The 24,108-nt window shown below is 50.4% G+C and carries 21 protein-coding genes and 2 pseudogenes; 10 read left to right on the top strand and 13 right to left on the bottom strand.

Annotated features, from left to right (window positions below; genetic code table 11):
- Positions 1 to 24: 24 nt before the first annotated feature.
- From leuB to leuC, 3 genes are all read right to left on the bottom strand, one after another.
- Positions 25 to 1,107: a 3-isopropylmalate dehydrogenase gene (gene leuB / locus MN084_RS05095; RefSeq protein WP_241086946.1), complete on the bottom strand. Its 1,083-nt coding sequence runs from the start codon at positions 1,105 to 1,107 to the stop codon at positions 25 to 27.
- Between the two features lie 127 nt (positions 1,108 to 1,234).
- Positions 1,235 to 1,876, bottom strand: coding sequence for a 3-isopropylmalate dehydratase small subunit (gene leuD / locus MN084_RS05090; protein ID WP_241086947.1), 642 nt, complete (start codon positions 1,874 to 1,876; stop codon positions 1,235 to 1,237).
- Positions 1,877 to 1,975: 99 nt separating this feature from the next.
- Complete coding sequence (gene leuC, locus MN084_RS05085) at positions 1,976 to 3,382, bottom strand: 3-isopropylmalate dehydratase large subunit (protein ID WP_241086948.1); 1,407 nt, start codon at positions 3,380 to 3,382, stop codon at positions 1,976 to 1,978.
- 177 nt (positions 3,383 to 3,559) lie between these two features.
- Between leuC and MN084_RS05080 the strand changes: the two genes are divergently transcribed.
- The 4 genes and pseudogenes from MN084_RS05080 to MN084_RS05070 all read left to right on the top strand — a co-directional run bounded on the left by MN084_RS05080 (position 3,560) and on the right by MN084_RS05070 (position 6,368).
- Positions 3,560 to 4,426: a LysR family transcriptional regulator gene (locus tag MN084_RS05080; protein WP_241086949.1), complete on the top strand. Its 867-nt coding sequence runs from the start codon at positions 3,560 to 3,562 to the stop codon at positions 4,424 to 4,426.
- 134 nt (positions 4,427 to 4,560) lie between these two features.
- Positions 4,561 to 4,969, top strand: a pseudogene (locus tag MN084_RS19270) (IS21 family transposase); the annotation flags it as partial.
- A gap of 105 nt (positions 4,970 to 5,074) precedes the next feature.
- Positions 5,075 to 5,464: a Mu transposase domain-containing protein gene (locus MN084_RS19265; protein WP_330178062.1), complete on the top strand. Its 390-nt coding sequence runs from the start codon at positions 5,075 to 5,077 to the stop codon at positions 5,462 to 5,464.
- Positions 5,465 to 5,660: 196 nt separating this feature from the next.
- Positions 5,661 to 6,368 (top strand): annotated as a pseudogene (locus MN084_RS05070) (ATP-binding protein).
- A gap of 91 nt (positions 6,369 to 6,459) precedes the next feature.
- On the opposite strand, the gene MN084_RS05065 reads toward MN084_RS05070, so the two are convergent.
- From MN084_RS05065 to ccoN, 8 genes are all read right to left on the bottom strand, one after another.
- Positions 6,460 to 7,692, bottom strand: coding sequence for an IS256 family transposase (locus tag MN084_RS05065; protein ID WP_330178401.1), 1,233 nt, complete (start codon positions 7,690 to 7,692; stop codon positions 6,460 to 6,462).
- A 672-nt stretch (positions 7,693 to 8,364) separates the two neighbouring features.
- A complete protein-coding gene (gene ccoS / locus MN084_RS05060) occupies positions 8,365 to 8,568 on the bottom strand; it encodes a cbb3-type cytochrome oxidase assembly protein CcoS (RefSeq protein ID WP_241086952.1) in 204 nt (67 codons plus the stop codon).
- Between the two features lie 31 nt (positions 8,569 to 8,599).
- Positions 8,600 to 11,104: a heavy metal translocating P-type ATPase gene (locus MN084_RS05055; protein WP_241086953.1), complete on the bottom strand. Its 2,505-nt coding sequence runs from the start codon at positions 11,102 to 11,104 to the stop codon at positions 8,600 to 8,602.
- A 338-nt stretch (positions 11,105 to 11,442) separates the two neighbouring features.
- The gene (locus MN084_RS05050) at positions 11,443 to 11,937 is read right to left on the bottom strand and encodes a FixH family protein (protein WP_241086954.1); all 495 of its coding nucleotides are present in this window, start codon (positions 11,935 to 11,937) and stop codon (positions 11,443 to 11,445) included.
- A gap of 72 nt (positions 11,938 to 12,009) precedes the next feature.
- Positions 12,010 to 13,443, bottom strand: a complete 1,434-nt coding sequence (ccoG, locus tag MN084_RS05045; protein WP_241086955.1) for a cytochrome c oxidase accessory protein CcoG — start codon at positions 13,441 to 13,443, stop codon at positions 12,010 to 12,012.
- Positions 13,444 to 13,865: 422 nt separating this feature from the next.
- Complete coding sequence (ccoP, locus tag MN084_RS05040; protein WP_241086956.1) at positions 13,866 to 14,717, bottom strand: cytochrome-c oxidase, cbb3-type subunit III; 852 nt, start codon at positions 14,715 to 14,717, stop codon at positions 13,866 to 13,868.
- 197 nt (positions 14,718 to 14,914) lie between these two features.
- Positions 14,915 to 15,607 (bottom strand): cytochrome-c oxidase, cbb3-type subunit II, encoded by a 693-nt coding sequence (gene ccoO, locus MN084_RS05035; protein ID WP_241086958.1) that lies wholly within the window; start codon positions 15,605 to 15,607, stop codon positions 14,915 to 14,917.
- Between the two features lie 17 nt (positions 15,608 to 15,624).
- Positions 15,625 to 17,058 (bottom strand): cytochrome-c oxidase, cbb3-type subunit I, encoded by a 1,434-nt coding sequence (gene ccoN, locus MN084_RS05030; RefSeq protein ID WP_241086959.1) that lies wholly within the window; start codon positions 17,056 to 17,058, stop codon positions 15,625 to 15,627.
- 942 nt (positions 17,059 to 18,000) lie between these two features.
- On the opposite strand from ccoN, the gene arsC reads away from it, so the two are divergent.
- Genes arsC through hda form a run of 3 tightly spaced genes read left to right on the top strand, consistent with a single transcriptional unit; the run spans position 18,001 to position 19,665 of the window.
- Positions 18,001 to 18,348: an arsenate reductase (glutaredoxin) gene (arsC, locus tag MN084_RS05025; RefSeq protein WP_241086960.1), complete on the top strand. Its 348-nt coding sequence runs from the start codon at positions 18,001 to 18,003 to the stop codon at positions 18,346 to 18,348.
- Positions 18,348 to 18,944 (top strand): NAD(P)H:quinone oxidoreductase, encoded by a 597-nt coding sequence (wrbA, locus tag MN084_RS05020; protein ID WP_241086961.1) that lies wholly within the window; start codon positions 18,348 to 18,350, stop codon positions 18,942 to 18,944. Before arsC ends, wrbA begins: the two co-directional genes overlap by 1 nt.
- Positions 18,871 to 19,665, top strand: coding sequence for a DnaA regulatory inactivator Hda (gene hda / locus MN084_RS05015; protein WP_241086962.1), 795 nt, complete (start codon positions 18,871 to 18,873; stop codon positions 19,663 to 19,665). Before wrbA ends, hda begins: the two co-directional genes overlap by 74 nt.
- Here the strand turns inward: hda and MN084_RS05010 are convergent.
- Together MN084_RS05010 and MN084_RS05005 are read right to left on the bottom strand one after the other, a co-directional pair.
- Positions 19,662 to 20,231 (bottom strand): CDP-alcohol phosphatidyltransferase family protein, encoded by a 570-nt coding sequence (locus MN084_RS05010; protein ID WP_241086963.1) that lies wholly within the window; start codon positions 20,229 to 20,231, stop codon positions 19,662 to 19,664. The two genes, hda and MN084_RS05010, sit on opposite strands and share 4 nt — an antisense overlap.
- Complete coding sequence (locus MN084_RS05005; protein ID WP_330178400.1) at positions 20,231 to 21,349, bottom strand: DUF2066 domain-containing protein; 1,119 nt, start codon at positions 21,347 to 21,349, stop codon at positions 20,231 to 20,233. Before MN084_RS05005 ends, MN084_RS05010 begins: the two co-directional genes overlap by 1 nt.
- Before the next feature lie 171 nt (positions 21,350 to 21,520).
- Here MN084_RS05005 and purM point away from each other — a divergent pair, with 171 nt between their 5' ends.
- The 3 genes from purM to MN084_RS04990 are packed head-to-tail and all read left to right on the top strand — an operon-like array spanning position 21,521 to position 23,960.
- A complete protein-coding gene (purM, locus tag MN084_RS05000) occupies positions 21,521 to 22,573 on the top strand; it encodes a phosphoribosylformylglycinamidine cyclo-ligase (protein WP_241086965.1) in 1,053 nt (350 codons plus the stop codon).
- A 26-nt stretch (positions 22,574 to 22,599) separates the two neighbouring features.
- Positions 22,600 to 23,238, top strand: coding sequence for a phosphoribosylglycinamide formyltransferase (gene purN / locus MN084_RS04995; protein ID WP_241086966.1), 639 nt, complete (start codon positions 22,600 to 22,602; stop codon positions 23,236 to 23,238).
- The gene (locus tag MN084_RS04990) at positions 23,235 to 23,960 is read left to right on the top strand and encodes a DUF3108 domain-containing protein (protein ID WP_241086967.1); all 726 of its coding nucleotides are present in this window, start codon (positions 23,235 to 23,237) and stop codon (positions 23,958 to 23,960) included. The genes purN and MN084_RS04990 overlap by 4 nt, the downstream gene beginning before the upstream one ends.
- Positions 23,961 to 24,108 lie beyond the last annotated feature (148 nt).

Below are 24,108 nucleotides of genomic sequence, written 5' to 3'. Positions count from 1 at the left end.
TACTTATTGAATAATTTAGATGAATTAATTAGCACGTAGTGCAGCAACAACCGCATCACCGATCTCTTCGGTTCCAACCTTATTCATTCCTTCAGAATAAATATCCGGAGTCCGGAAACCTTCATCCAGAGTTTTCATCACCGCACTCTCTATCCGGTCGGCCATCTCGCTCTGACCCAGAGAGTAACGCAGCATCATAGCCACCGAGAGAATGGTAGCCAGAGGGTTTGCCACACCCTGACCTGCAATATCCGGTGCCGATCCATGGATCGGCTCATACATGCCGCGGCCGTTCTCATCCAGAGAGGCAGAAGGCAGCATACCGATAGACCCGGTAAGCATGGCGGCACAGTCAGAAAGAATGTCACCAAACATGTTTGTGGTCACCATCACATCGAACTGCTTGGGCGCACGCACCAGTTGCATGGCAGCGTTATCCACGTACATATGAGAGAGTTCGACATCCGGGAAATCATTGCCCACCCGAACGGCCACTTCGCGCCACATCTCGGTGCACTCCAACACATTGGCCTTGTCCACAGAGCAGACCCGTTTGCCACGCTTCATGGCGATATCCATGGCCACACGCACAATCCGGTCCACTTCAGATTCGCGGTAGACCAGGGTATTGAAACCCTCTTTCTCTCCGCTATCCAGTTCCCGCACGCCTCTGGGCTGGCCGAAATAGATCCCACCGGTCAACTCACGCACAATCATAATATCCAGGCCGGATACCACTTCAGGTTTCAGGGTGGATGCATCGGCCAGCTGGGGATAGAGGATGGCCGGCCGCAGGTTGGCAAACAAGCCCAACTCTTTACGCAGTCCCAGCAGTCCACGTTCGGGGCGTACTGAAATATCCAAAGACTCCCATTTGGTTCCACCAACGGCACCCAGCAAAATGGCATCAGATTCCCTGGCCAGATCCAGGGTGGCATCCGGCAGTGGAGTGCCGGTGGCATCGTAGGCAGTACCGCCGATCAATGCCTCATCCATATCGATATCCAGACCAAAATCATCTCGCAGACATGCCAGGAGCTTTACCGCTTCGGCAACAATCTCCTGACCGATTCCATCACCGGGTAAAACCAGAATATTCTTACTCATTACTATTTAACCTTAATTATTCGTATAGTTCTAAATAAACCAGAGCATGATACAGCATCATAATGAGTGTATCTGCGCTCCTCTGTGCTCTCTGCGCCCCTTGATTTTAAGGGTATGCCAACAAATACTAGCCAGAAAAGACCCAGGGAGCCTGTTCCCGGCGCTTCTTCTCAAATGCTGCAATCTCATCGCGATGCTGCAGCGTCAGACCAATATCATCCAGTCCATCAAGCAAGCAGTGTTTGCGGAAATCATCCACATCAAATTCGATCACTTCACCGTCAGCCAGATGCAACTGCTGAGCCGACAGGTCAACCTTCATCTCCAGAAGATTCTCAGAAGATGCTTGCTGAAACAGACTGTCGATAACACCGCCGGCAAGCTTGATTGGCAGGATGCCATTCTTGAAACAGTTGTTAAAGAAAATGTCGGCAAAACTCGGGGCAATCACTACCCGGAAGCCGTAGTCATCCAGTGCCCAAGGCGCATGCTCACGGGAAGAACCACAACCGAAGTTGTCTCTGGCCAGGAGTATCTGTGTCCCCTGATAACGAGGGTCATTAAGTATAAACTCCTGATTCAACGGACGATGGGTACAATCCATCTCCGGTTCCCCATGATCCAGATAGCGCCATTCATCAAACAGGTAAGGTCCAAAACCTGTGCGTTTGATGGATTTCAGAAACTGCTTGGGGATAATGGCATCGGTATCCACATTGGCACGATCCAGTGGGATCACGATGCTCGTAAAAGTATTAAACTTTTCCATTTTTATCTATCTCATCTCACACCACTGAATACTTAATGTGATTTATATTTACATTATAAATCAATATGTAATAGTGGTATTTTTAAGTTAAATCTACAGTTAACCCAACTCTCTCACATCAATAAAATGACCGGTTACCGCAGCCGCAGCCGCCATCTCCGGACTCACCAAGTGAGTGCGACCACCCTGCCCCTGTCGCCCTTCGAAATTCCGGTTCGAAGTGGAGGCGCAACGGTCACCCGGCGCAAGACGGTCAGCATTCATCGCCAGACACATGGAGCAGCCCGGTTCACGCCATTCAAAACCAGCTTCGATAAAGATCTTGTCCAGGCCCTCTTTCTCCGCCTGTTGCTTAACCAGACCGGACCCTGGAACCACCAGTGCCTGGACAATGTTTTCTACCACTTTATGGCCCTTGGCTACTCCGGCCGCCGCCCGCAGATCTTCAATACGACCATTGGTGCAGGATCCAATAAAGACGTGGTCAGGGCGAATTTTAGAGATAAGCGTGCCGGCTTCCAGCCCCATATACTCCAAGGCGCGACGCATGCCTTCCGCTTTCACACTATCGGCTTCAGCTTCCGGATCAGGGACACGGCCAGTCACCGGCAGCACCATTTCGGGCGAAGTCCCCCAAGTAACCTGAGGCTGAATGGCGGCGGCATCGAGATGGACTTCTGTATCGAACACCGCACCCTCATCACTGTGAAGGTGCTGCCAGGCAACGACCGCTTTGTCCCACGCCTCACCCTTCGGAGAGTAGGGTCGCCCCTTGAGGTATTCGATAGTTGTATCATCCACTGTCACAAAACCGGCCCGGGCACCTGCCTCGATAGCCATATTACAGACGGTCAGGCGACCCTCCATAGAGAGGCTCTGAATCGCCTCACCGGCAAATTCAATGACATAACCGGTACCACCGGCTGTGCCGAGGGTTCCGATAATTGCCAACACGATATCCTTGGCAGTGACGCCCTTACCGAGCTCCCCGTTGACGCTCACCAGCATGGATTTGGACTTCTTCTGGATCAGGCATTGGGTAGCCAGTACATGCTCCACTTCCGAAGTGCCAATGCCAAAGGCAAGAGAGCCGAAGGCACCGTGGGTGGCGGTATGCGAGTCGCCGCAAACCACGGTCATTCCCGGAAGAATCAAGCCCTGTTCCGCACCCATGACATGCACGACGCCCTGACGTATATCGCCCATGCCGAATTCGGTAATACCGAACTCCCGGCAGTTGCTATCCAGGGTCTCAACCTGAAGACGCGCAATCGGATCCGTTATCCCCAGCTCCAGTCCGGCAGTGGGTACATTGTGGTCCGGCGTTGCTATGGTGGCATCCAATCTCCAGGGCTGGCGACCGCTCAGGCGCAATCCTTCAAAAGCCTGAGGAGAGGTCACCTCATGGACTAACTGCCGATCAATATAAAGGAGTGCAGTGCCACCTTCATCCGTTCGCACCAGATGATCCTGCCAGATTTTATCGTAAAGAGTTTTATTGCTCATAATTCTGTTACCTGTCTTTAGAGCACCGTCTCAATAACATTGTGCAGATGTTCACGAGAGAGTGTGGAGACGAAAGCATAGCCCCGGCGAAAAGATAAAACAAATTCATCTTTTTTATGTTTATAATTACTAAATAGAATATTGAAAGCTGCAATATTTCGCCCTGGGAATGAACCGATGAACATCAATGAACTCCACGCATTTGTCACCGTCGCAGAGATCAGCTCCTTCTCGGCGGCAGCAGAGCAATTGCATCTGACTCAGCCGGCTGTCAGCAAACGAGTCTCCACCCTGGAGCGGGATTTAAATACACAGCTGTTTGATCGTATCAGTCGCAAAATCAATCTCACCGAAGCAGGAAAAGCCCTGCTTCCGAGAGCAAGGAAAATGCTTTTGGAGATGGAAGATATCCGACGTAGCATTAGCAATCTGACAGGGACAATCAGCGGCACACTCACCATGGGAACCAGTCACCATGTAGGACTCAGGCGTCTACCCCCGGCCCTGAAGCGTTACAGCCAGGAATATCCTGAGGTTAAACTGGATATCCGCTTCATGGATTCAGAGTTAGCCTGTACTGCAGTGGAACATGGCGACCTGGAACTTGCCATTGTTACTCTGCCCATTCAGCCTAGGCAGAATCTGGCGACGACTAAGATATGGCATGATTCCCTGCTTTTTGTTGCCGCAGACAATCATCCATTGACCAAAAAAAGAAGACTCCAATTAAGTGACCTAGCCGGTTATCCTGCGGTACTTGCAGCAAAAAGAACCTACACCCGGGAGATCATGGAGCAAGCCCTGAAACCCATGGGGCTGTCACTTGAGATTGGCATGGCCACCAACTATCTGGAGACATTGAAGATGATGGTCAAAATCGGGCTTGGGTGGGGCCTGCTTCCCGCAACCATGATTGAAAATAACGATCTGCAAATTCTGAAAGTTCCCAGCCTCGACCTCTCTCGCTCATTGGGTGCGGTTACCCATAACAACCGTACTCTCTCAAACGCCGCCCGCGCCATGATTGAGATCTGCATGAAATAACAATGACCACATCAATAAACGTAACAGTGATGCTGGGACGAAACTGGGGAGATTTCCTTACTGCAGCACCTGCAAGTAATGGCGGCAGGGGCTTAAAAAATTAGGGGCTGTCCTAGGTACTATTGGCCTTTGCTGGGGAAGCTTTTCAGTTTGATTGGAGCGAGGACTACGTTGTTCTGGGTGGCAAAAGCACCAAGTGACAGATTGCCCGGTTCAAGCTCAGTAGCCGCCCTGCTTTCTTTCTGCGCGCTTATCCCCAATCCAGGAGATGCATCTTTAGATGCGCACAACCCGGCCTTCAGGGTGCCCGGCGGTGCGCTGGAGCGTGGTATCTACGACGCTATGAAGACCGCTGTTGATAAGGTCCATCGCGGTAAGAGGCGTGTGCTCAATACCCGCTTCGAGGTCATGGCCAGCCACTTCATGTTTGAGTCCGACGTTTGTAACTCAGTCGCAGGCTGGGAGAAGGGCTGGATAGAAAAAAATGTTCGAGACTCCCGCTATCGCCTCTGGCATCAGGCGTCGGCATTTGCGGATATTGATGTGCCAGAACATCTGGCTAGTGCTATTAAGACCTTATGGCAAGAAATCTACCATCCTGAGTACAAAGACAGCACAATTGCTTGGCAGGACGAAGTGGTTCGCCTGATGTCGATTCCTGCGCCCTTTGACGGATATATAGAACACAGTAAGCGGGTCTTATCCACCTCCCTGATTATCTTTGATAACAGTCGTTACAGTGTACCCGCTTCTTTTACCAATCGCCCCACCAGCTTACATATTCATGCCCATAAATTGGTGATGATTGCAGAGGAGAAGGTGATTGCAGAACATCAGCGTATGTTCACACGAGATCACAGCCAAAAGGGCAAACAATCTATGGCTAGCATCACTACCCGTCGGTACTGCAGCGTAAGCCCGGTGCGTTGCGCAATGGGGCACCCTTCCAGGAATTGCCAGAGAGCTTCCGCAAACTACAAAAATAACGGCTCAAGCATCCCGGTGACAACCAGGATATGGTCAATGTACTGGCACTAGTGCTGCAACATGATGAACGCAAGGTAGAACAAGGCCATTACCACTGCACTGACCAGTGGCAGCCCTTCTAAACAGCACATTATTAGCTGCCTGGATAAGCCAAGACCGGCGTTGCTCAAACCGCGTCCTGAACTCACGCTGGTAAAGAAACCCAAAGCCGACACAGGCCGTTATGATCACTTACGGGGGAAATGCCATGTCCGTTGATGCCACGATAGCAACCATGAAGTTACTAAAATCACAGTATGGCGCAAAGCATTGCAGAGCTGTCTGAGCAAGCTTCATCTGCTTACAGCAAAGCAGAACCCATACTGCAGCAATGACTCAAAGCCGAAGTCGCTGAATGAGAAGTGCGTTCTATTCAATATCAAATGAAGCTGGCACGCTTCCCAGCTCATTGTGAGCTGGCAGGCTTTGATTTTATCCAAAGTCAGGTAAACGAAGAACTGATTACTGCACTGCATCACTGCAAATTTATGGAAGAGGCCCAGAGCATCGTTTTTGTGGGCCCTGGTACCGATAAAACCCTCCTGGCGACTATAATCACGGTGCAGGCCTTCAGCACCATCATAAACCTATTCGCTTTTTATCGACTATTGAGCTGGTTAAACTGCTGGAGCAGGAGAAACAATCCGGTAAGCAGGGGCCAATGGCTAACAGGTTGATGCATGCGGATCTCGTGATCCTTGGTGAACCGGGTTATCTTCCCCAAGCAGGTGGTGCTTTGTTATTCCATCTTCTCAGCAAGCTGTATGGACGCACCCACGTCACTATTACCACCAATGTCAGCTTCATTGAATGGTCGAATCTCTTTGGTGATGAAAAGATGACTGCACTGCTTGATCGACTGACCCATCACTGCCATATCATCGAAACCCGCAATACGGAGAGAAAAACCAAGTAAAAACCCAAGAAATAAGTCATAATCCGGCTTGATTAGGCGGGCCACTTTTCAGTGCAAATGGGAGCTATGGTCAAATCTGGTGTATAAGCCATCAAGCAGCTTCCTGTTCAACTCGGATCCCATCTTTAAATTGCACACCTTCAATTACATCGGAGAGCAGTTGATAGCCTCTTAAGCGGTGCCATCTTTTTTGTGCAGTGTGCATCAACTTAAATGCCATGGCCAACGTCGTTAATCGACTACCATAGTTCTTTGTTCTCGTGGTTCTAAGCCGCACTGTGGCAAACACCGATTCAATCGGGTTGCTGGTTCGTATATGCCCCCAATGTTCCGCAGGAAAATCATAAAAAGTCAGCATCTTGTCTCGGTCTTTTTGTAAGCAATGCATCGCTTTCGGGTACTTAGCCTCATATTTTCGCAAGCATAAATCAAAGGCTTTTTCGGCATGGGTTCGAGAGTCAGACATCCAAATATCATGCAGATTCTCTTTGACTTTAGGCTGTATCGCCCTAGGCACTTTGTTGAGCACATTGGCGGTCTTGTGCACCCAACAACGCTGGTGCTTCGTCGTTGGCCAATGCTTGGTAATGGCCTTCCAGAAGCCTAGTGCACCGTCACCAACGGCCACCTCTGGCGGCACCGTAAAACCTTGTTCTGTGAGCTGCTCTAACAACTCTAACCAGCTCGCTTCTGACTCACGGTAGCCATCCGTAAGCCCAATGACTTCCTTACGACCTGTGCTGTCGGAACCCATGATCACCAGCAAGCAAAGCTTGTCGCCTTGCCTTACGTTGCAATAAACACCGTCGGCCCAAATGTACACATAGCGCCGCTTTGATAAATCGCGCTTACGCCACTGACCATATTCGCCTTCCCAAGTTTGCTTGAGGCGGCTTATGGTATTGGAGGACAAACCTTTGGCATCAGCGCCAAGCAAACCTGCCAGTGCGTCCTTGAAGTCGCCTGTAGAGATGCCTTTCAAGTACAACCAGGGCAGCAGCTCTTCAATGGTCTTCGCTCGCTTCAAGTACGGTGGCACCAAACCGCTGTTGAACTTGATGCCTTGCCCGGTACGATCTCTTACTTTGGGAACCTTGACCCCAATATCACCAAGCCCTGTTTGGATCATACGTTCCGGCAGGTGCCCATTGCGTACAACACCTTGTAAGCCTGATTCTCTCAGCAACCCTTGGTATTGTGCTAACAGGGTGGCGACTTCCGCCTCTATGGCTTGGGCTAATAGTTGCTGGGATCCGGTATGTAAAAGCTCAGAAAGGACATCTCGCGCTGGCCTATTCAGCCCGACAATATTATCATTCTTCATGTAGCGTACTCTTGTTGGTTGGTGATCGGCTAGGATCTTTTCCTTCCAACAGGATATACTGCTTTAATTCCTCTATACACCAGAAATGACTATAACCTCTGCAAATGGTGGGGCACTTTTGGATGCAATTTAACACTCCTGAAACTCTAGTTGGATAATTCAAAGAATGAAAAAATCATCAATTACCTTAAGTACAATGATTGCCCTGGGGTTTGGAACTTTAGGTGAAACTAAAACGGACGAAGCCGCCAATTTCAGCCCAATGAATATGGTGAACCCCATATAGGTGGATGGGAAACAATAATGATTATTATGATGGGCGCAAAACATAACGCCCCTCCAGCCGGATACTACGGAGCGCCTAGACATGGAGGAACATCTACATCTGTCCCGGCAGCAGCAAATTCAGCGGCAGACCAAAGAATCCGCCAACTGGAATCACAAAAACAGTTTGCACCACAACAAAGAACCGCAGGATGTCAGCCATCACAGGAGCCGGTATTCAGGCCTAAGGAGCCTCTGATCAATTCATGAACGGTATCTGACGGCTGAAAAGTCAGGATCCGGAATAAGTTCTCAAGAGCACCGTACAGATGTTTGCGAGAGGGTGTGGAAAACCCACAATCCGGGATATTAATTCTTTGCTTCAGCCCCTGATTCCTGATCCTCTGACTACTCCGCCTCCCCATTAGCCTTTTCCTCACCGCCATTTTTTTGAACGGGCTGTCGGGGGGGTAGATCATCATCCATCAGAATCCGGCGGGCCTCTCCCTCCATATCATCGAACTGCCCGTTCTTGGCAGCCCAGAAAAACACCCCAACGGCCAACAGGCCCAAGAGAATCATCCCGGGGATTAAACCGTAAATTACATCCATCTGCAGACTCCAAAAACGTGATTACAATCCCTCATCTTACACCTTTGAAAAGGGTGCGGATGCGCGCGGCATTCCCGATCACCAGCAGAGAACTGATGGGCATGGAGACTGCTGCCACCAGAGGAGTAACAAAAGCAGCCATAGCCAAAGGCACCATGATCAGATTATACGTGATGGAGATACCAATATTCTGGCGTATAGTGCGCAGTGTCCGCCGTGACAAAGTGGAGGCAAGACGCACCTTTTCGAGTTCACTGCCCATCAACACGATATCGGCACTGGCAATGGATACATCGGTGCCCGAACCCAGGGCAATGCCAACATCGGCCCTGACCAAGGCTGGGGCATCATTGACGCCATCTCCAACCATGGCAACGCAATGATTGTCTGATTGCAGCTCGCCAATTATCCGGTCTTTATCTTCGGGGAGCACCTCCGCTATCACCTGCATACCACCCAATCTTTCAGCAATCGCCTCTGCTGTATGACGACGATCACCACTGAGTAGAGTCAATTGCATCCCTTCGCTCTTCAGAGCAGCTACCAAAGAAGGAGCATCGTCCCTAATACGGTCTTCAATACCGATAACAGCCAACTCCGCCCCATCCACTGCACAGCGCAGAAAACCTATACCCTGATGATCGAGTTTTTCCGCCTCCTGTTCAAATTCAGGTTGACGAGTTACACCCTCCAGATCCATCAAGGCGCTGTTACCCGCCGCTACTTTTCGGCCATCCACTATTGCAGACACACCAAGTCCAGGACGGTTCACAAATCCACTGATCTTCTGTAAGCGGCCCTCTATCCCCATCACCTCACCGCAAGCCAGCAATGCTGAAGCAACCGGATGCTCTGAATAGCGCTCCAGCGCAACAAGATCATCCAGCAGTTGACGCATGGGATCTGACATCTCATTTTCCGGCGTTGTAAGACCTGCATCCGCTCGCCAACCACTGTCGACCATCTTGATTGAGGTGACCGTCATCTCTCCCTCTGTCAGGGTACCCGTCTTATCAAAAACCATATGATCGATGGAGGAGAGGGTCTCCAATACTTCACCATTCTTGACCAGGATACCGTACCGCGCGCCCAGGCCAGATGCCACGGCAATCGACATAGGTGTTGCCAACCCAAAAGCACAGGGACAGGTGATAATCAGCACAGCCGTTGCGGCCATCAACGCCTTTTCAATATCGCTCTCCAGCCACCAGAAAAAGGTTGCCAATGCCACGCCAAGGGTGGCTGCTACAAACCACGGGACAATACGATCCGCCATACACTGAATCGGTGCTTTGCTGGCTTGAGCCTCTTCAACCAGACGGATGATACGGCCAAGTGCCGTATCTTTCAGCAGACTCTCTACCCGGATCTCAAGGGCACCATGACCGTTGATAGCACCTGCAGAGACAGTGGCATTGCGGTATTTGGCAACCGGCTCAGGTTCACCTGTCAGCATCGCCTCATCCACCGCACTGCTCCCTTCAAGCACCACACCGTCGACCGGGATGCGTTCACCGGGTCTAACCAGTACCCGTTCACCCGGCTTTACCGAACGAATGGGAACGATTTTTTCCTCGCCGTCTCTGATCAGAGTTGCCACCCGAGGCTGCAGATCAAGCAGGCGCTGAGTCGATGCTACAGCCTGACGCGTGGAGATTGCTTCAAGATAGCGTCCCACCAGAATGACAAAGAGAAAATTTACCACCGTATCATAGTAGACCTCTCCCACCGCTGTGCCGGAAACCGTTATATAGACGGAATAGAGATAGGAGATACTCGCACCTATCGCAATCGGCAAATCCATTCCAAGGTGCAAATTACGTATCCCTGACCAAGCACCCTTGAAAAACGGGTAACCGGAATAGATCAAAGTTGGAGTGGCCAACACAAACCCCACCCAATGGAACATACTACGGAACTCACCCTTATCTGCACCGGAATAGAGAGCGATGGATATCCAGAGCAGGTTCATCATGGTGAAACCGGCAAATGCCATCCGATAGAGCAGATGACGATTCTCCCGCTTCAGAGCCCCTTCTGCCGTTTCCGGATCATAGGGAACTCCCGCGTAACCAATCTGTCCCATCTGTTGGATTATATTGGAGAGTTTCAGCCGCCCATTGTCCCACTTCACATGAAGCCGGCGCCCGGAGAGGTTCACCCTGGCTTCCTCGATACCAGGCATCGCCTGCAAGCTATTCTCGATCAGCCAGACACAAGCGGCACAGTGAATCCCTTCAACCATAAGGTGAATATCACGAACCTCACCCAGGCTGTCGACAAACTCTTCCTGGATTTCGTCCAGATCATAGAGAGCAAGCTGTTTGGGAAGTTCAGGAGGTGGGGCAAGTGGTGTTCCATCGAAGGTCCGCTGATAGAAACCTTCGAGGCCTGCGGCATATATCGCCTCACAAACGGATTTACAGCCGATACAGCAGAATTTCTGAGGCTCACCTTCTATCTCGGCAATCACCTCTTCGGATGGAGGGACCGGCAAGCTACAGTGAAAACAGGACTGTTCGTTGTTGGAATTCACTCAGGCTCCACCGCATGACAGGTCAGGTATTGATCGACCACAAATGATCTTATCAAAGTTCAGTATCTGTTCCCACGCAGAGTGTGAAAACGAAATGAAAATGGTTCCACCCAAAAAAAACACCCCCTCAGATATTTACGCGAGGGCACGGAAGTGCCGTTTCCAAGAGTGTGATCGGCGGGGAAGCCAGCCTCAAGCGTATAGGGAAGATTCACAGCGTCTCTTGGAAGCGGTATCTCAATACCCACCACCACATGAACCTCTTGAGAACCCACATAAAAATCTTTGTGGAAAAATCAGAGATCTGAAATTAATGCTCCCTAAAAGAAGCACCTGCCTTATTTGACGCCTGCACTGAGACGGTAGGGTTGATTGTACTCATCCTCACCATTTTTGACACTGATCAAAATATCCCAGACTCCCAGCAGCGGAAAAGATATCTCTGCCTGATATCGACCGGGTTCAACCTGTTCCATAGGCACCGAGAAATCGAGATTCTTATCTGACGGTCTGTACACATAAAAAATAACCGAGTCAGGGGTGACCGGATTCCCCTCTTTATCCGCCACACTGAAACCAAACAGCGTTGGCTTGGCGATATCCACATATTCGGGTGCCAGAACTTTCATTTTCCAGCCTGGATCCCGAGCTCTCCGTTTCAATATATTCTCTTCATAGTCCTGGGCACGTTCATAATAGTCATCCACTACCAGACCCGGACTGGTGGTCACGGCAAAATAGATCCGGGTACCGCTGATAATAAAGAACCCTATCAGTATGGATACCCAGGCGATAACCCAGGGGTTACGCCAAGCAAATTGTTTATTATCCATCTCAAGCTCTCAGTACTTTACTTTTAAAAGCGGACCAAGTGGCCCGCTCTCCATATTACAAGCCAAGTAATATTATCGATTTGGTCCGATAAACACACTTTGACGCTCACTCACGAACAGCTTGCCATGAGCATCTGTCCCTTTGGCACGGAAAACAATAGGTACTGATTCTCCAGTGATATTTTTCCGTGGAACCCGGACAAAAATCGTTCGGGCCGTCACATTTCCCTTACGGGCACTAACCGGCTTGTCAGCACCGACGATGATCAGATCATCCAGACCCGTAGCAGTGATGGTCACATCCATATCTGCGGTCATTTTGTTAAGTACTTTCACCGTGTATTTATTTTGCACCGATCCATCACTCTGTATGACGAAGAGCGGCAAACGATCATGAATCACTTTAATCTCGATGGCATCCAACGTCGACATGCCATACCCAATACCGGAAGCAGCCAGTAATAGCACGGCTCCATAGACCCAGATCCGTGGCCGCTTCAACAGAGAACGATCCTCTTTACCATTCAGAACATCCAAAGACTCATAGCGAATAAGCCCCTTGGGACGATCCAGCTTCTCCATAACCACATCACAGGCATCGATGCAGAGTGCGCACATAATGCAGCCCTCCTGCTGGCCATGACGTATATCCACGCCTGTAGGACAAACAGCAACGCATTGATTACAATCGACACAGTCGCCGGTTGTACGCTCAGATTCCAGTTGCCCCTTCTTTACCCGTCCACGGGGTTCGCCACGATGAAAATCATATGTCGGAACAGCAGTGGAATTATCCACCATCACCGCCTGAATCCGGGCATACGGGCAAAGCCAAAAGCAGGCCTGTTCGCGAAGAAAGCCTGCCAATCCGTAGGTACCCGCCACAAACAGTGCAATCGTGGACAGGGCAACAGAACCAAGACTGAAGGTAAAAATATCCGCCCACAGTTGGCGGGCGTCGATAAACCAGGCGACGAATGAGACACCGGTCAGGAAGGCAACAATCAGCCAGAGAGCGTGTTTTGTCACCTTAATGCGAATTTTAGTAAGATCCCAAGAGGCCTGTTCCAGCTTACGACGTTTTTGGGGATTTCCCTCAAGCTTCTCCTCTATCCAGGTATAGACATCAGTCCATACCGTCTGGAAACAGAAAAAACCACACCAAACACGACCAGCTGTCGCTGTTACAACCGCCAGCAGAATGGCAAGAAAGAGCAGCAGGAGTGACAACATCCAGAAATCCTGGGGCAGAATAGTCACATTCAGGATATGAAACTGGCGGTTTGGAATATCGAATAATATGGCCTGCCTATCACCCAAACGCAGGTAAGGCCCCAGGAAAAATAGAATCCAGCCAGCATTGGCAATCCACTTGTAGTTACGCCATTTACCCGATATACGTTTTGCGTGGATAGTCTCCTCACCGAGATTCAATTCAACATGAGCTGCATCCGCATAGAGTTCATCCAATACAGCATCTTTTGTCTTTTGTTGATTGTTAGTCAAGACAACATCTCCCCCGGTATAGGATTATTTTGGCCCGCGCCCCTACTCTCTAATTCACTCAGGAGAATATAGCCTACGCCCTTTCATATTCATTCGCACCAGTTTACTTAATGATCCAACCTAAAAAAATGCGAATTATCAATGCTGCTTTTGATTTATATCAACCCATAAAAAAAGGGGGAAAGTCCCCCTTTTCAAGCTCTAATATTCGCTTGAGCTCTATTTTTTGTGGGCTTCCGTATCCTTATTGATCAAGTTTTTCATCTTAAAAATAAGGTATACAAAAATCACGACACAAATCGCCACGCTGACGACAGAACCCCATACTACCGGATCGCTTATGCCCATAATAATTTATCCCCTTTACACTGCTAACTTACCCGCCCCAATAAAGGAGCGGGCTGAATTGGCACTATTGCCTGTCACTGACCACCGCCCAGCATGTAGACATAGACTGCCAGTTTTTTGATCTCATTTTTGCTAAGACGATTACCAAAAACCGGCATCTCAGCCTGGCGGGTCATTGGGTCAGATACATCATTGACACCATGGGCGATGGTGTATTCTATACTGGCCAGTTGATCCTCTTGTGCAAAACGCCAAACTGCGTCAGTTAGGTTTGCCGATCCAAGAACCTGCATACCCTTGCCATCAACACCGTGGCACGCCAGACAGCCCTTCTCCATAAAAAGAGGCTCGGAGGCCGGCTTGCCGGAAGCGATGGCAACAGCCAGTTTGCCAATCTCCTCCAAAGAGAGGATCTTGCCATGGGCTGTCATAACACCTTTACGACCATAGGTGATCGTCTGCACAATGGTCTCAACGGAACCGCCAAACAGCCAATTATCATCGACTAAAACCGGGAAATCAGGACCACCCTGACCGCCGGAACCATGGCAGGGCGCACAGTTATCACCAAACAACACGTTGGCAGATGCCAGTGTATAGCGTGTCAAACCTTCGTCTGCCAAGATCCCTTTAGCACTCAGACCCTCTATTTCTGTCTCGAACTGTCCACGAACAGCCTCAACCTCATCGACCCCTTCTCGGTACTCCTGCATCTGAGTCCAGCCAGTGACACCCTTGGTGAACCCCTGTCCACCCGGCAAAGCTGGCCACATGGGATAGATTACCCCATAGCCGACAAAAAAGGCGATGGAAGCCCAGAATGACATCATCCACCACCTCGGTGGAGGGTTCGCCAGTTCTCGAATGTTATCATCCCAGATATGTCCGGTATTGTTTTCACCCGGAAATAGGTTTTTATCCGACATTGTTATCTCCAGTATTTATCTTTGAATCATCGTCCATTGGAATGTACTTTTTTGACTCAAGTCTATCCTTATTTTTTGGACTGAGAACGTAAGCATAGAGTCCTACCATCAGGAGGAAAATGACCACCGTGAGGATGGTACCCACCCAGTCGGTGGTGGTCATCGCCGCCCAATCAGTAGCGAAATAGTCGCTGAGACTACTCACGATAGACCTTGCTTGCGTCCAGAGTGACCATGGTGCCAAGTACCTGCAGATAGGCGACCAGAGCATCCTCTTCGGTCTTGCCCTCCACCTCTTTGGCTGCGGCTTCGATATCGGCGTCCGTATAGGGGACATTCAGCCTCTGCATGCCACGCATATGGTTCTGAATGGTAGATCCATCCACCATGTTCGCCTTCAACCAAGGGTAGTTCGGCATTACCGATTCAGGCACCACCGCACGAGGCGCACGCAGATGCTTGCGGTGCCAATCGTCGGAGTACTTGCCACCCAGGCGGGCTATATCAGGACCGGTACGTTTGGAACCCCACTGGAAGGGGTGATCGTACATGGACTCTGTTGCCAGTGAGTAATGACCATAACGCTCCTTCTCATCTCGGAGGGGACGCACCATCTGCGAGTGACAGAGGTAGCAACCCTCACGCTGATAGACATCACGCCCAGCCAACTCCAGTGCCTTGTAGGGACGGACACCATCGCCCGCCTGCCAATCGTGAAGCGTCTGACCATCTTTCCGCTGCCAGACAAGTTCAGGGGCTTTATCATGCTCCATCACGTTGTCCAGATAGAATAGCGGAACAATCTCCACCAGGCCACCCACAGAGAGGACGATCGCCAGGACAATCAGGAAGCCCCAGATGTTTTTCTCCATGCTTTCTTGCATTGACATCTTGATTACTCCTAAAGTTAAGCAGTCACAGCGGCAGTACGTGCCTGCTGCACGGTGCCCTGAGAGCTGGCTTTGATGACGGTCATAATGACATTGATCAACATCAGAACTGCGCCTGACAGGAAGATCATGCCACCAACAGCACGCATGGAGTAGTACGGGTGCATCGCTTCCACAGATTCGGCAAAAGTGTATGCCAGAGTGCCGTACTCATCGTAGGCACGCCACATCAGACCCTGCATGATTCCGGATACCCACATGGCAACAATATAGACCACGGTGCCGATGGTGGCTGTCCAGAAGTGGGCGTTGACCAGCTTGGTCGACCACAGTTCAACATGGAAGGTACGTACCATCAGGTGATAGAGCGCGCCTATACCCACCATGGCAACCCAACCCAGGGCACCGGAGTGTACGTGACCAACGGTCCAATCAGTGTAGTGAGAAAGAGCATTCACGGTCTTGATAGACATGATCGGACCTTCGAAGGTCGACATGGCATAGAAGGCCAGAGACATGATCATGAAGCGCAGAACATAGTCGGTACGCAGTTTATCCCACGCGCCGGAGAGGGTCATCATGCCGTTCACTGCGCCACCCCAGGAGGGGATAATCATGGCGATGGAGACAGCGGCACCAAGAGAGCCGGTCCAGTCTGGAAGTGCTGTGTACTGCAGATGATGTGCGCCCAGCCATACATAACCGAACATCAGTGCCCAGAAATGGATTACTGAGAGACGGTAAGAGTAGACAGGGCGGCCAGCCTGCTTGGGCACGAAGTAGTACATGATACCCAGGAAGCCAGCTGTCAGGTAGAAACCAACCGCGTTATGGCCCCACCACCACTGAATCATAGCATCCTGCACTCCCGAAAAGATGGAGTAGGATTTGAACAGGCCGACCGGAATAGCCAGACTGTTAACAACGTGGAGGTAAGTGATCATCACCATCATGCCAAGAAAAAACCAGTTGGACACATAGATATGTGAACTTTTTCTGGTTGCCAGGGTCATTACGAAGTTGAACAGGTAAGAGAGCCAGACGACCGCGATAGCGATATCGATTGGCCACTCCAGCTCGGCATACTCTTTGGATTGGTTGATACCCAGTGGCAGAGTGATTACTGCAGCAACGATAATCAGGTTCCAGCCCCAAAAGGTAAACCATGCCAGCTTGTCGCTCCAGAGACGGACGCCACAGGTGCGCTGTACACTGTAGAAGGCAGACGCCATCAGAATACAACCCCCGAAGGCAAAAATTACCGCATTGGTATGAAGCGGACGCAGGCGTCCGAAGGTAATGTAAGGAATATCGAAGTTAAGTACCGGCCATGCCAGCTCGGAGGCGATATACGTCCCCGCTAGAGTGCCTACCACCAGATAGACAGCTGCCATGACGGTGAACCAGCGCACAACAGTTAGGTTGTACTTCTGCTCAGCTGTGGCGTCCATGAACCCCCCTTTAAGTTTGGGTCAGAAAGTGAATATAAAAAACACGTTAATGTGTTTTAGGGAAGTAACCATTCAAGTTCAGGGAATACCCGAGCTTAAACGTGGCATATGACACCCTAAAAGCTGATAAATGTCAACATATATTACCTTATACAAGGAAAGGTTATATATTTATATCTGTTTGATTTTTAGGATTTTTACTTTATCGTATTGGTATAGTATCGCCATGAGTCTAAATTAAGTTGGGTGGGTTCAAGTTGTAAGTGCATCATCTATACTTTACTAGGAAGACCTTCGTTGGGTGCCTGATAATTGAGGCATTTCCGAGGTCGATTGTTGAGCTTTTCCACCACAGTTGCAAGCGTCAGATCAAAGTGACTTTTCGTCGATCGCTTCCTTTTGGAAAGGTAATGACGTAGCAAGCAGTCCATTGGTATTTTCATTCATACTTGTGGCTTCTTCGATTTTCTTGAACTGAGCACATTCTTTACCGTTATCAACCGTCAGAATTTTACGCCATTTCTCCGGTATGCCTCACAAAGGCAGTTGTTGTCGCCAGATACATAAAGTATCTGCCGATTTGTCGCTCAGTTTAGCGACAACCAGTAGGCGGCTCTTTTTTTCCACATGGGTGACGATGCGAGCCCCTGGCTCCCCCCAACACACTATTACCTTCCCAGTGACCAAAGCGACGATGGTTGCCAATTTACTCAAGAAGGATCACCAGTTCCAGGAAAACTGATGAAACAGCAAAGCTTAGAAGTCAGGGGTTTTAAAAAATACCGAAAAAAGACCCGCAAGGAGAGCATTTTCTGGTATGAGATGGAGCAACTATGCGGTCAGACGGAGTATAGCACGTTTAAAAATATGACATTATTTTGCAGCGAGTCCTAACTCTATTCGCTACAATAGCCAGTTATGTAAACCTGATGAGGCTAACCCATGTCCGTAGAAATCTATCACAATCCGCGCTGCAGCAAATCCCGACAGACCCTGCAACTGCTGCAGGACAAAGGCATTGAGCCCGAAATCACAGAGTACCTGAAAACACCGCCCAGCAGAGATGAACTGATTGAAATTCTCGCTATGCTAAAGATGGATCCACGGGATCTTATGCGAAAAAAAGAGGTCGAATACAAGGAAGCCAACCTCGATAACCCCGATCTGACCCGCGACCAGCTGATTCAGTCCATGTTCGACCACCCGAAGCTGATCGAGCGGCCAATCGTTATCAAAGATGGAAAAGCCGCGCTTGGGCGGCCGCCAGAAAGTGTATTGGAGATTATCTGATGGCAGAGATTCTGGTTCTCTACTACAGCCGTTACGGCGCCACCGCAGAGATGGCAAAACAGATCGCCCGGGGAGTGGAAAAAGTCCCGGGTATGGAGGCGCGCCTGCGCAGCGTACCTGCCATCTCCACCGTTTGTGAAGCGACCGAAGAGAGTATTCCGGATAAAGGGGCACCCTACGCGACACTGGACGACATCACTGCCTGCACCGGGTTGGCACTGGGCAGCCCGACACGTTTTGGCAACATGGCCGCGTCACTGAAATACTTCATTGACAGCACTGGCCCTCTCTGGCTCACCGGTGCACTGGCAGGTAAACCTGGCGCGGTATTTACCTCCGCTTCAAGTATGCATGGAGGCCAGGAGACCACTCTCATATCCATGATGCTGCCTTTAATGCACCACGGCATGCTTATACTCGGCCTGCCATACAGCGAGACCGAACTGCTGCATACAACAACCGGAGGCACACCCTACGGTCCAAGCCACTTGGCCGGGACAGATAGCAAATTACCGCTGAGTGATGATGAAAAAAAGCTCTGCAGAGCGCTGGGAAAACGTCTGGCAACTGCCGCCGCCTCTCTCTGTCAGGCTTAGCACTCTATTGGCGATGGATAGACAACTCGCTCTCGGATTCAAACTCCGTGAAGATATCAGCCTGAGCACTTTCATACCAGGGAATAACAGCCAAGCGATCACTGACCTGACGACTACAGCCCGGGGAATAGGCGAGCCGCTTATCTACCTATGGGGCGGCAAATCCACGGGGAAAAGTCACCTCCTTCAGGCGGCATGCCAATTGGCAGACAGTGAGGAGAGACCGGCCGTCTATATCCCTCTACAGCAGGCGGAGCTGTTTCAACCGGACATTCTCAACGACCTTGAGAGCCTGAAACTGGTCTGTCTGGATGATTTGCAGCGGGTAACAGGAGACCCGGCGTGGGAACAGGCGATTTTTCATCTGTTCAACAGACTGAGGGATATCGGGGCAAGCCTAGTGGTAGCAGCCGACCAGGGCCCGTCCAACCTGCCAATCAAACTACCCGACCTAGCATCCCGCCTCGCCTGGGGACTCAGCTACCAGTTACACCCTCTGACTGATGATGAGAAGCAATCAGCCCTGATACAGGGTGCAGAGAGACGCGGCCTGGATATAAGCAGAGATACCGCTTTTTACATACTGCGACATGCGCCCAGAGACATGGGCTCGCTGCGAGTTCTGCTGGACCGTCTTGATCACGCATCACTGGAAGCCCAACGCAGGCTTACAATCCCCTTTGTGCGATCACTGATCGATTCCCGGAACCCGTCGGACTAATGTCTGGTCGATGAATTCCCGGGAGCATCCCGCACAGCACGTTTACTCCAGACCCAGACATAACTCACACCACTGACCAGGGTGGTAACTGCAACCAGCCAGACCAAACCCTGAATCAGCAGCAGAGGCAATTCCATCATTCCCTTTTCCAGCACCACGGCAAGTACCAGAAAAATCTGCACCACCGTATTGATTTTACTCAACATACTGGGCTCAACTTCAAGTTGCTTGACACGATAATTATAGATCAGCGCTCCGGTTACAATAACCAGATCACGCAGAGTCACCAGCAGCACCAACCAGACGGGAATCGCCCCAATCAACGCCAGGGAGAGATAGCTAGAAACCAGCAGCACCTTATCCGCCAACGGATCGAGAATACCACCCAAATAGCTCTCCCAGCCGTAGTGTTTAGCCAGAAAGCCATCCAACCCATCGGAAATCCCCGCAATGGCAAACAGCACCAGGGCAATGGTGAAACTCTGTTCCAGCAACATCCACACAACAGGCACAGACAGAAATATTCTCAATACGCTGATCAGATTGGGAATATCTTCTTTTTTCACTAGCGAACCTGATAATAGAGATTAATATCTTCTGCTATCTGGCCATCATCCACTTCTGCCACAGGAACAAGCATATGTCCCAGACGCAAGCCCTGTTCCAACATCTGAATACCGCCCCTGACCTGAAGATCAAAGGTAACGGCATCCTCTTCTGCAAAAGCAATCTCCGCGTGCTCTACAGAGCTGATGCTCTGAAGAAAACGATTGACACTGAAATAACGCATGAAATCGACAATACCTTCGACTTTTATCCTTACCAAAAAGAGAATATTATCCCCGCCCACAGGAGCAAAACGGTCAGCCAGCAGATCAGCAACATGCTGCATTCCGCTAACAGCCAGTGTTTGCCTGTTGGACCCTTCATCATTCCAGCTTGAGACACGATCACCCTGATAGAGCCGCCAGTTAGCCCGCCAAAGATCATTAGTCATCCTGGTCAGGCGCCCGGTCAGAATCAGATCAGTACTGTAGCGCTGGGAAGCACGCCAAATATTATTTTCAAAACCACCCCATAAATCAGATACCAGCAGACTTTCCTGGTCTTCCAGGTCCATTAATGGAAAGAGCAGTGGTATTCCCCGGCTATCGGCTGACGAAGCCAATACAGACATCAATTCAGGCGTACTGTCCGGCAACACCAGCTGACGTCTCCCATTTTGTTCCGTGCCCAACCATACCAGTGTGGTTGGCCGGTTGCCGCTCCAGATCGGCAGCCTTCGGTCCCGCAACAATCGATCGACGGCCACGGCATCAAAAGTCACATTGAGAAGTCTTAAGGGTTCCACTTCCAGAGCAGATTCAGCATCCGGTTTCGGCTTGATTTCAACTGGAGCCAGACGATATCTGTACTGTTGGACATAACGCGGGGCTTTACTGATATCAGCGGCCAGTTCGCCTCTTTCGGCTATCTTGCGATTACCGGTAATTTTTACCAGCATCCTGCCAAATGCGTCGCGAATTGCTGTGTTCCGCTCGGAGCTCTCCTGCCCCACCACCGGGACTTCCACCTCATAAAGAGATTTTACCCCTTCCGTACGGCTACTGCCAGAGAAGAGAATCAGAAGCAAGCCTATAAATATCATCGAGTTAAGATGATTGAAATACTGTTTTAAAAGCATACAATTGAACATGATGAAGAGGCGTAATAACAGATCAAATGGGACATAGAGTTCGGATGATTCTATCCTGCTAATCACATCCTGTCTAAGAAACCATTTTTCGATTCCTGTGTACTGTCCCATTTATTTTGTTAAAATTGGCTCCGCCCAATCCCACAGATGGAGTAATCAGTGGATCAAAACAAAAACAATTCTGTTTCCCTAAGCTACCGTGATGCCGGTGTAGACATTGATGCAGGAAACAGCCTGATCGAAAAAATCAAACCCATTGTCAAAGAGACGTTCAGGCCTGGGGTGATGGCGGGTCTCGGTGGCTTTGGCGCTCTGTTTGAACTGCCCCTGGACCATTACAGGGAGCCAATTCTCGTTTCCGGCACCGATGGTGTAGGCACCAAGCTGAAGCTGGCACTGATGCAGGGAATGCACGACACTATCGGGATAGACTTGGTTGCCATGTGTGTGAATGACATCATAGTCACAGGTGCTGAACCGCTCTTCTTCCTTGACTACTATGCAACTGGGCGTCTCGATGTAGCCGTGGCCACCGATGTAATAAAGAGTATCGCAGAGGGCTGCAAACTCTCCGGCGCGGCACTTACGGGAGGCGAAACGGCAGAGATGCCTGGGATGTACAGTGCAGGAGATTATGACTTGGCCGGTTTCTGTGTCGGGATTGTGGAAAAATCTGCCATTATCGAGCCGGACAGAGTTAGCCCGGGAGACGTATTACTGGGCATCGCCTCATCCGGCCCTCACTCCAACGGTTATTCACTGATTCGCAAAGTATTGCAAGTATCGGATGCGGATTTGAGTCAGGAGCTGTCTGGTCGAACCCTGGGAGAAGCACTGCTGGCACCTACCCGGATCTATGTAAAATCCCTGCTGAAACTGCACAACAGCATCAGGATTCACGCCCTCTCCCATATCACCGGCGGCGGGCTGCTGGAGAATATTCCCCGAGTTCTCCCCGAGGGTACCCGTGCCACCATATATGCCGGCTCTTGGGAACGCCCGGCAGTCTTTAACTGGCTTCAGGAGCAGGGAAATATTGAGGAATCAGAGATGTTGAGAACCTTCAACTGCGGTGTCGGCATGGTCGTCTGCGTCGCCAAAGAGGATGCAGATGCGGCTATGAGCCTGTTGCAGACCCAGGGAGAGAACGTCTGGCGTCTTGGCTGCATCGATAAGACCGATGGCAAACCGGTAGTGGACGTCATTCAGTGACAAAGCAAAATAGACTCCCACTGGTGATGCTAATATCTGGAAACGGCAGTAATCTTCAGGCCGTAATCGATGCCGTCGCCTTGGATCTGCCGGTGGATATACGTGCTGTCATCAGCAACAAAGCTGATGCCTATGGCCTTGAGCGAGCCAGAAACGCAGGTATTGAAGCCTGGGTTCTAGACCACACGCAGTACCCCGACAGAGAGAGTTACGACCAGGTGCTGGCAGAACTGGTCGCATCATTCAAGCCAGGGCTGGTGATCCTGGCAGGCTTCATGCGTATCCTCTCCCCACACTTTGTCAACAAATTCCGTGGGCAACTATTGAACATTCACCCCTCACTGCTGCCTAAGTACCGGGGTCTCCATACTCATCAGCGAGCGCTGGATGCCGGCGACCTCGTGCATGGTGCCAGCGTCCATTTTGTCACTGAAGAGCTAGATGGTGGACCACTGGTGCTCCAGATCAGACTCCCCATCGAAAATGGAGACGATGAGGAGAAACTGGCTAAAAAAGTTCTCTCACAGGAGCATATTATCTATCCGGCAGTGATCCGCTGGTTTGCAGATGGCAGGCTGAGAATGAAAGGAAACAGCGTTTCGAAAGATGGCGTCACCCTGAAAGGGCCTCTCGGAATGCGCTACCATGAAGCGCCTCCGGCGTGAACACTCGCCAGAGCCTGCTTCTGTTTTTCTTCGCCGGATCAGCGCTGCTGGGATGGCAAAATGCCGCCGCCGACAGACAGCTCAAGGCCTATGCTGCAAAGTACAACCTGACATGGGATGGTATGCACATCGGGAAAGTTGAGGTATCTCTTGAGCTCTCAACCAACGGCGACTACACCTATCGGTCACACACGGTTCCGGTAGGCCTGGTCGCTCTGTTCAAAAAAGATGAAATTACCGAGGTAAGCCAGGGCTCCATTCGGAACAATCTGATCACCCCCCTTGCCTATCACTACCTCTATAAAAAATCGAAAAGAACCCGAAAAGTGGACCTGAATTTCGATTGGAAGGCCTATCGGGTAACCAACCAAACACCAGGCTCCAACTGGTCAATGGCAATACCCGATGGTGTTCAGGATAAATTCAGTCAACAACTTGCGCTCTCACAGCAACTTCCGGGAAATGGAGGCAGCATAAAATTTGAAGTGGCGGATGGAGGCCGGCTAAAGGTTTACCGGTTCACCCCCCAGGGAGAAGAGCAGCTAAAAACCGCAGTGGGAGAGTACACAACAATAAAGCTCACAAGAGAGAAGGATAGCCGTCCCTCAAAGACCACTTTCTGGATGGCCCACGAGCTAAATTATCTGCCGATAAAGATCGTAAAACAGGAAAAGGATAGCCAGTTCGTGATGGAGCTGCGTTCCATTGCCTGGTTACCCTAGGAGCCTCCGATTAATTCTGGATCGGATGGATGATGAGTTGGAATTTTCTGGATCAAGGCGAAAATTGCCGGTAATAGCTGGCTATTGCCAAGATTTTCAACGCAGAGAGAGCCGGCAGATTTCAGCCATCAGACACCGGTTCATGAAT

Origin of the sequence: Candidatus Vondammii sp. HM_W22 (assembly GCF_022530855.2) — a bacterium.
Classification (GTDB): Bacteria; Pseudomonadota; Gammaproteobacteria; order Chromatiales; family Chromatiaceae; genus Vondammii.
This window is presented reverse-complemented; position numbering and strand designations above follow the sequence as displayed.

Coding starts and splice junctions, on each gene's coding strand:
- hda (WP_241086962.1), top strand. CDS start 18,871: ATGATGAAAAAAAGCTCTGCAGAGCGCTGGGAAAACGTCTGGCAACTG.
- ccoN (WP_241086959.1), bottom strand. CDS start 17,058: ATGGACGCCACAGCTGAGCAGAAGTACAACCTAACTGTTGTGCGCTGG.
- ccoS (WP_241086952.1), bottom strand. CDS start 8,568: ATGGATGTAATTTACGGTTTAATCCCCGGGATGATTCTCTTGGGCCTG.
- arsC (WP_241086960.1), top strand. CDS start 18,001: ATGTCCGTAGAAATCTATCACAATCCGCGCTGCAGCAAATCCCGACAG.
- leuC (WP_241086948.1), bottom strand. CDS start 3,382: ATGAGCAATAAAACTCTTTACGATAAAATCTGGCAGGATCATCTGGTG.
- MN084_RS05050 (WP_241086954.1), bottom strand. CDS start 11,937: ATGGATAATAAACAATTTGCTTGGCGTAACCCCTGGGTTATCGCCTGG.
- ccoO (WP_241086958.1), bottom strand. CDS start 15,607: ATGTCAATGCAAGAAAGCATGGAGAAAAACATCTGGGGCTTCCTGATT.
- MN084_RS19265 (WP_330178062.1), top strand. CDS start 5,075: ATGTCGATTCCTGCGCCCTTTGACGGATATATAGAACACAGTAAGCGG.
- MN084_RS05080 (WP_241086949.1), top strand. CDS start 3,560: ATGAACATCAATGAACTCCACGCATTTGTCACCGTCGCAGAGATCAGC.
- leuB (WP_241086946.1), bottom strand. CDS start 1,107: ATGAGTAAGAATATTCTGGTTTTACCCGGTGATGGAATCGGTCAGGAG.
- MN084_RS05005 (WP_330178400.1), bottom strand. CDS start 21,349: ATGCTTTTAAAACAGTATTTCAATCATCTTAACTCGATGATATTTATA.
- ccoP (WP_241086956.1), bottom strand. CDS start 14,717: ATGTCGGATAAAAACCTATTTCCGGGTGAAAACAATACCGGACATATC.
- purN (WP_241086966.1), top strand. CDS start 22,600: ATGCTAATATCTGGAAACGGCAGTAATCTTCAGGCCGTAATCGATGCC.
- MN084_RS05065 (WP_330178401.1), bottom strand. CDS start 7,692: ATGAAGAATGATAATATTGTCGGGCTGAATAGGCCAGCGCGAGATGTC.
- leuD (WP_241086947.1), bottom strand. CDS start 1,876: ATGGAAAAGTTTAATACTTTTACGAGCATCGTGATCCCACTGGATCGT.
- wrbA (WP_241086961.1), top strand. CDS start 18,348: ATGGCAGAGATTCTGGTTCTCTACTACAGCCGTTACGGCGCCACCGCA.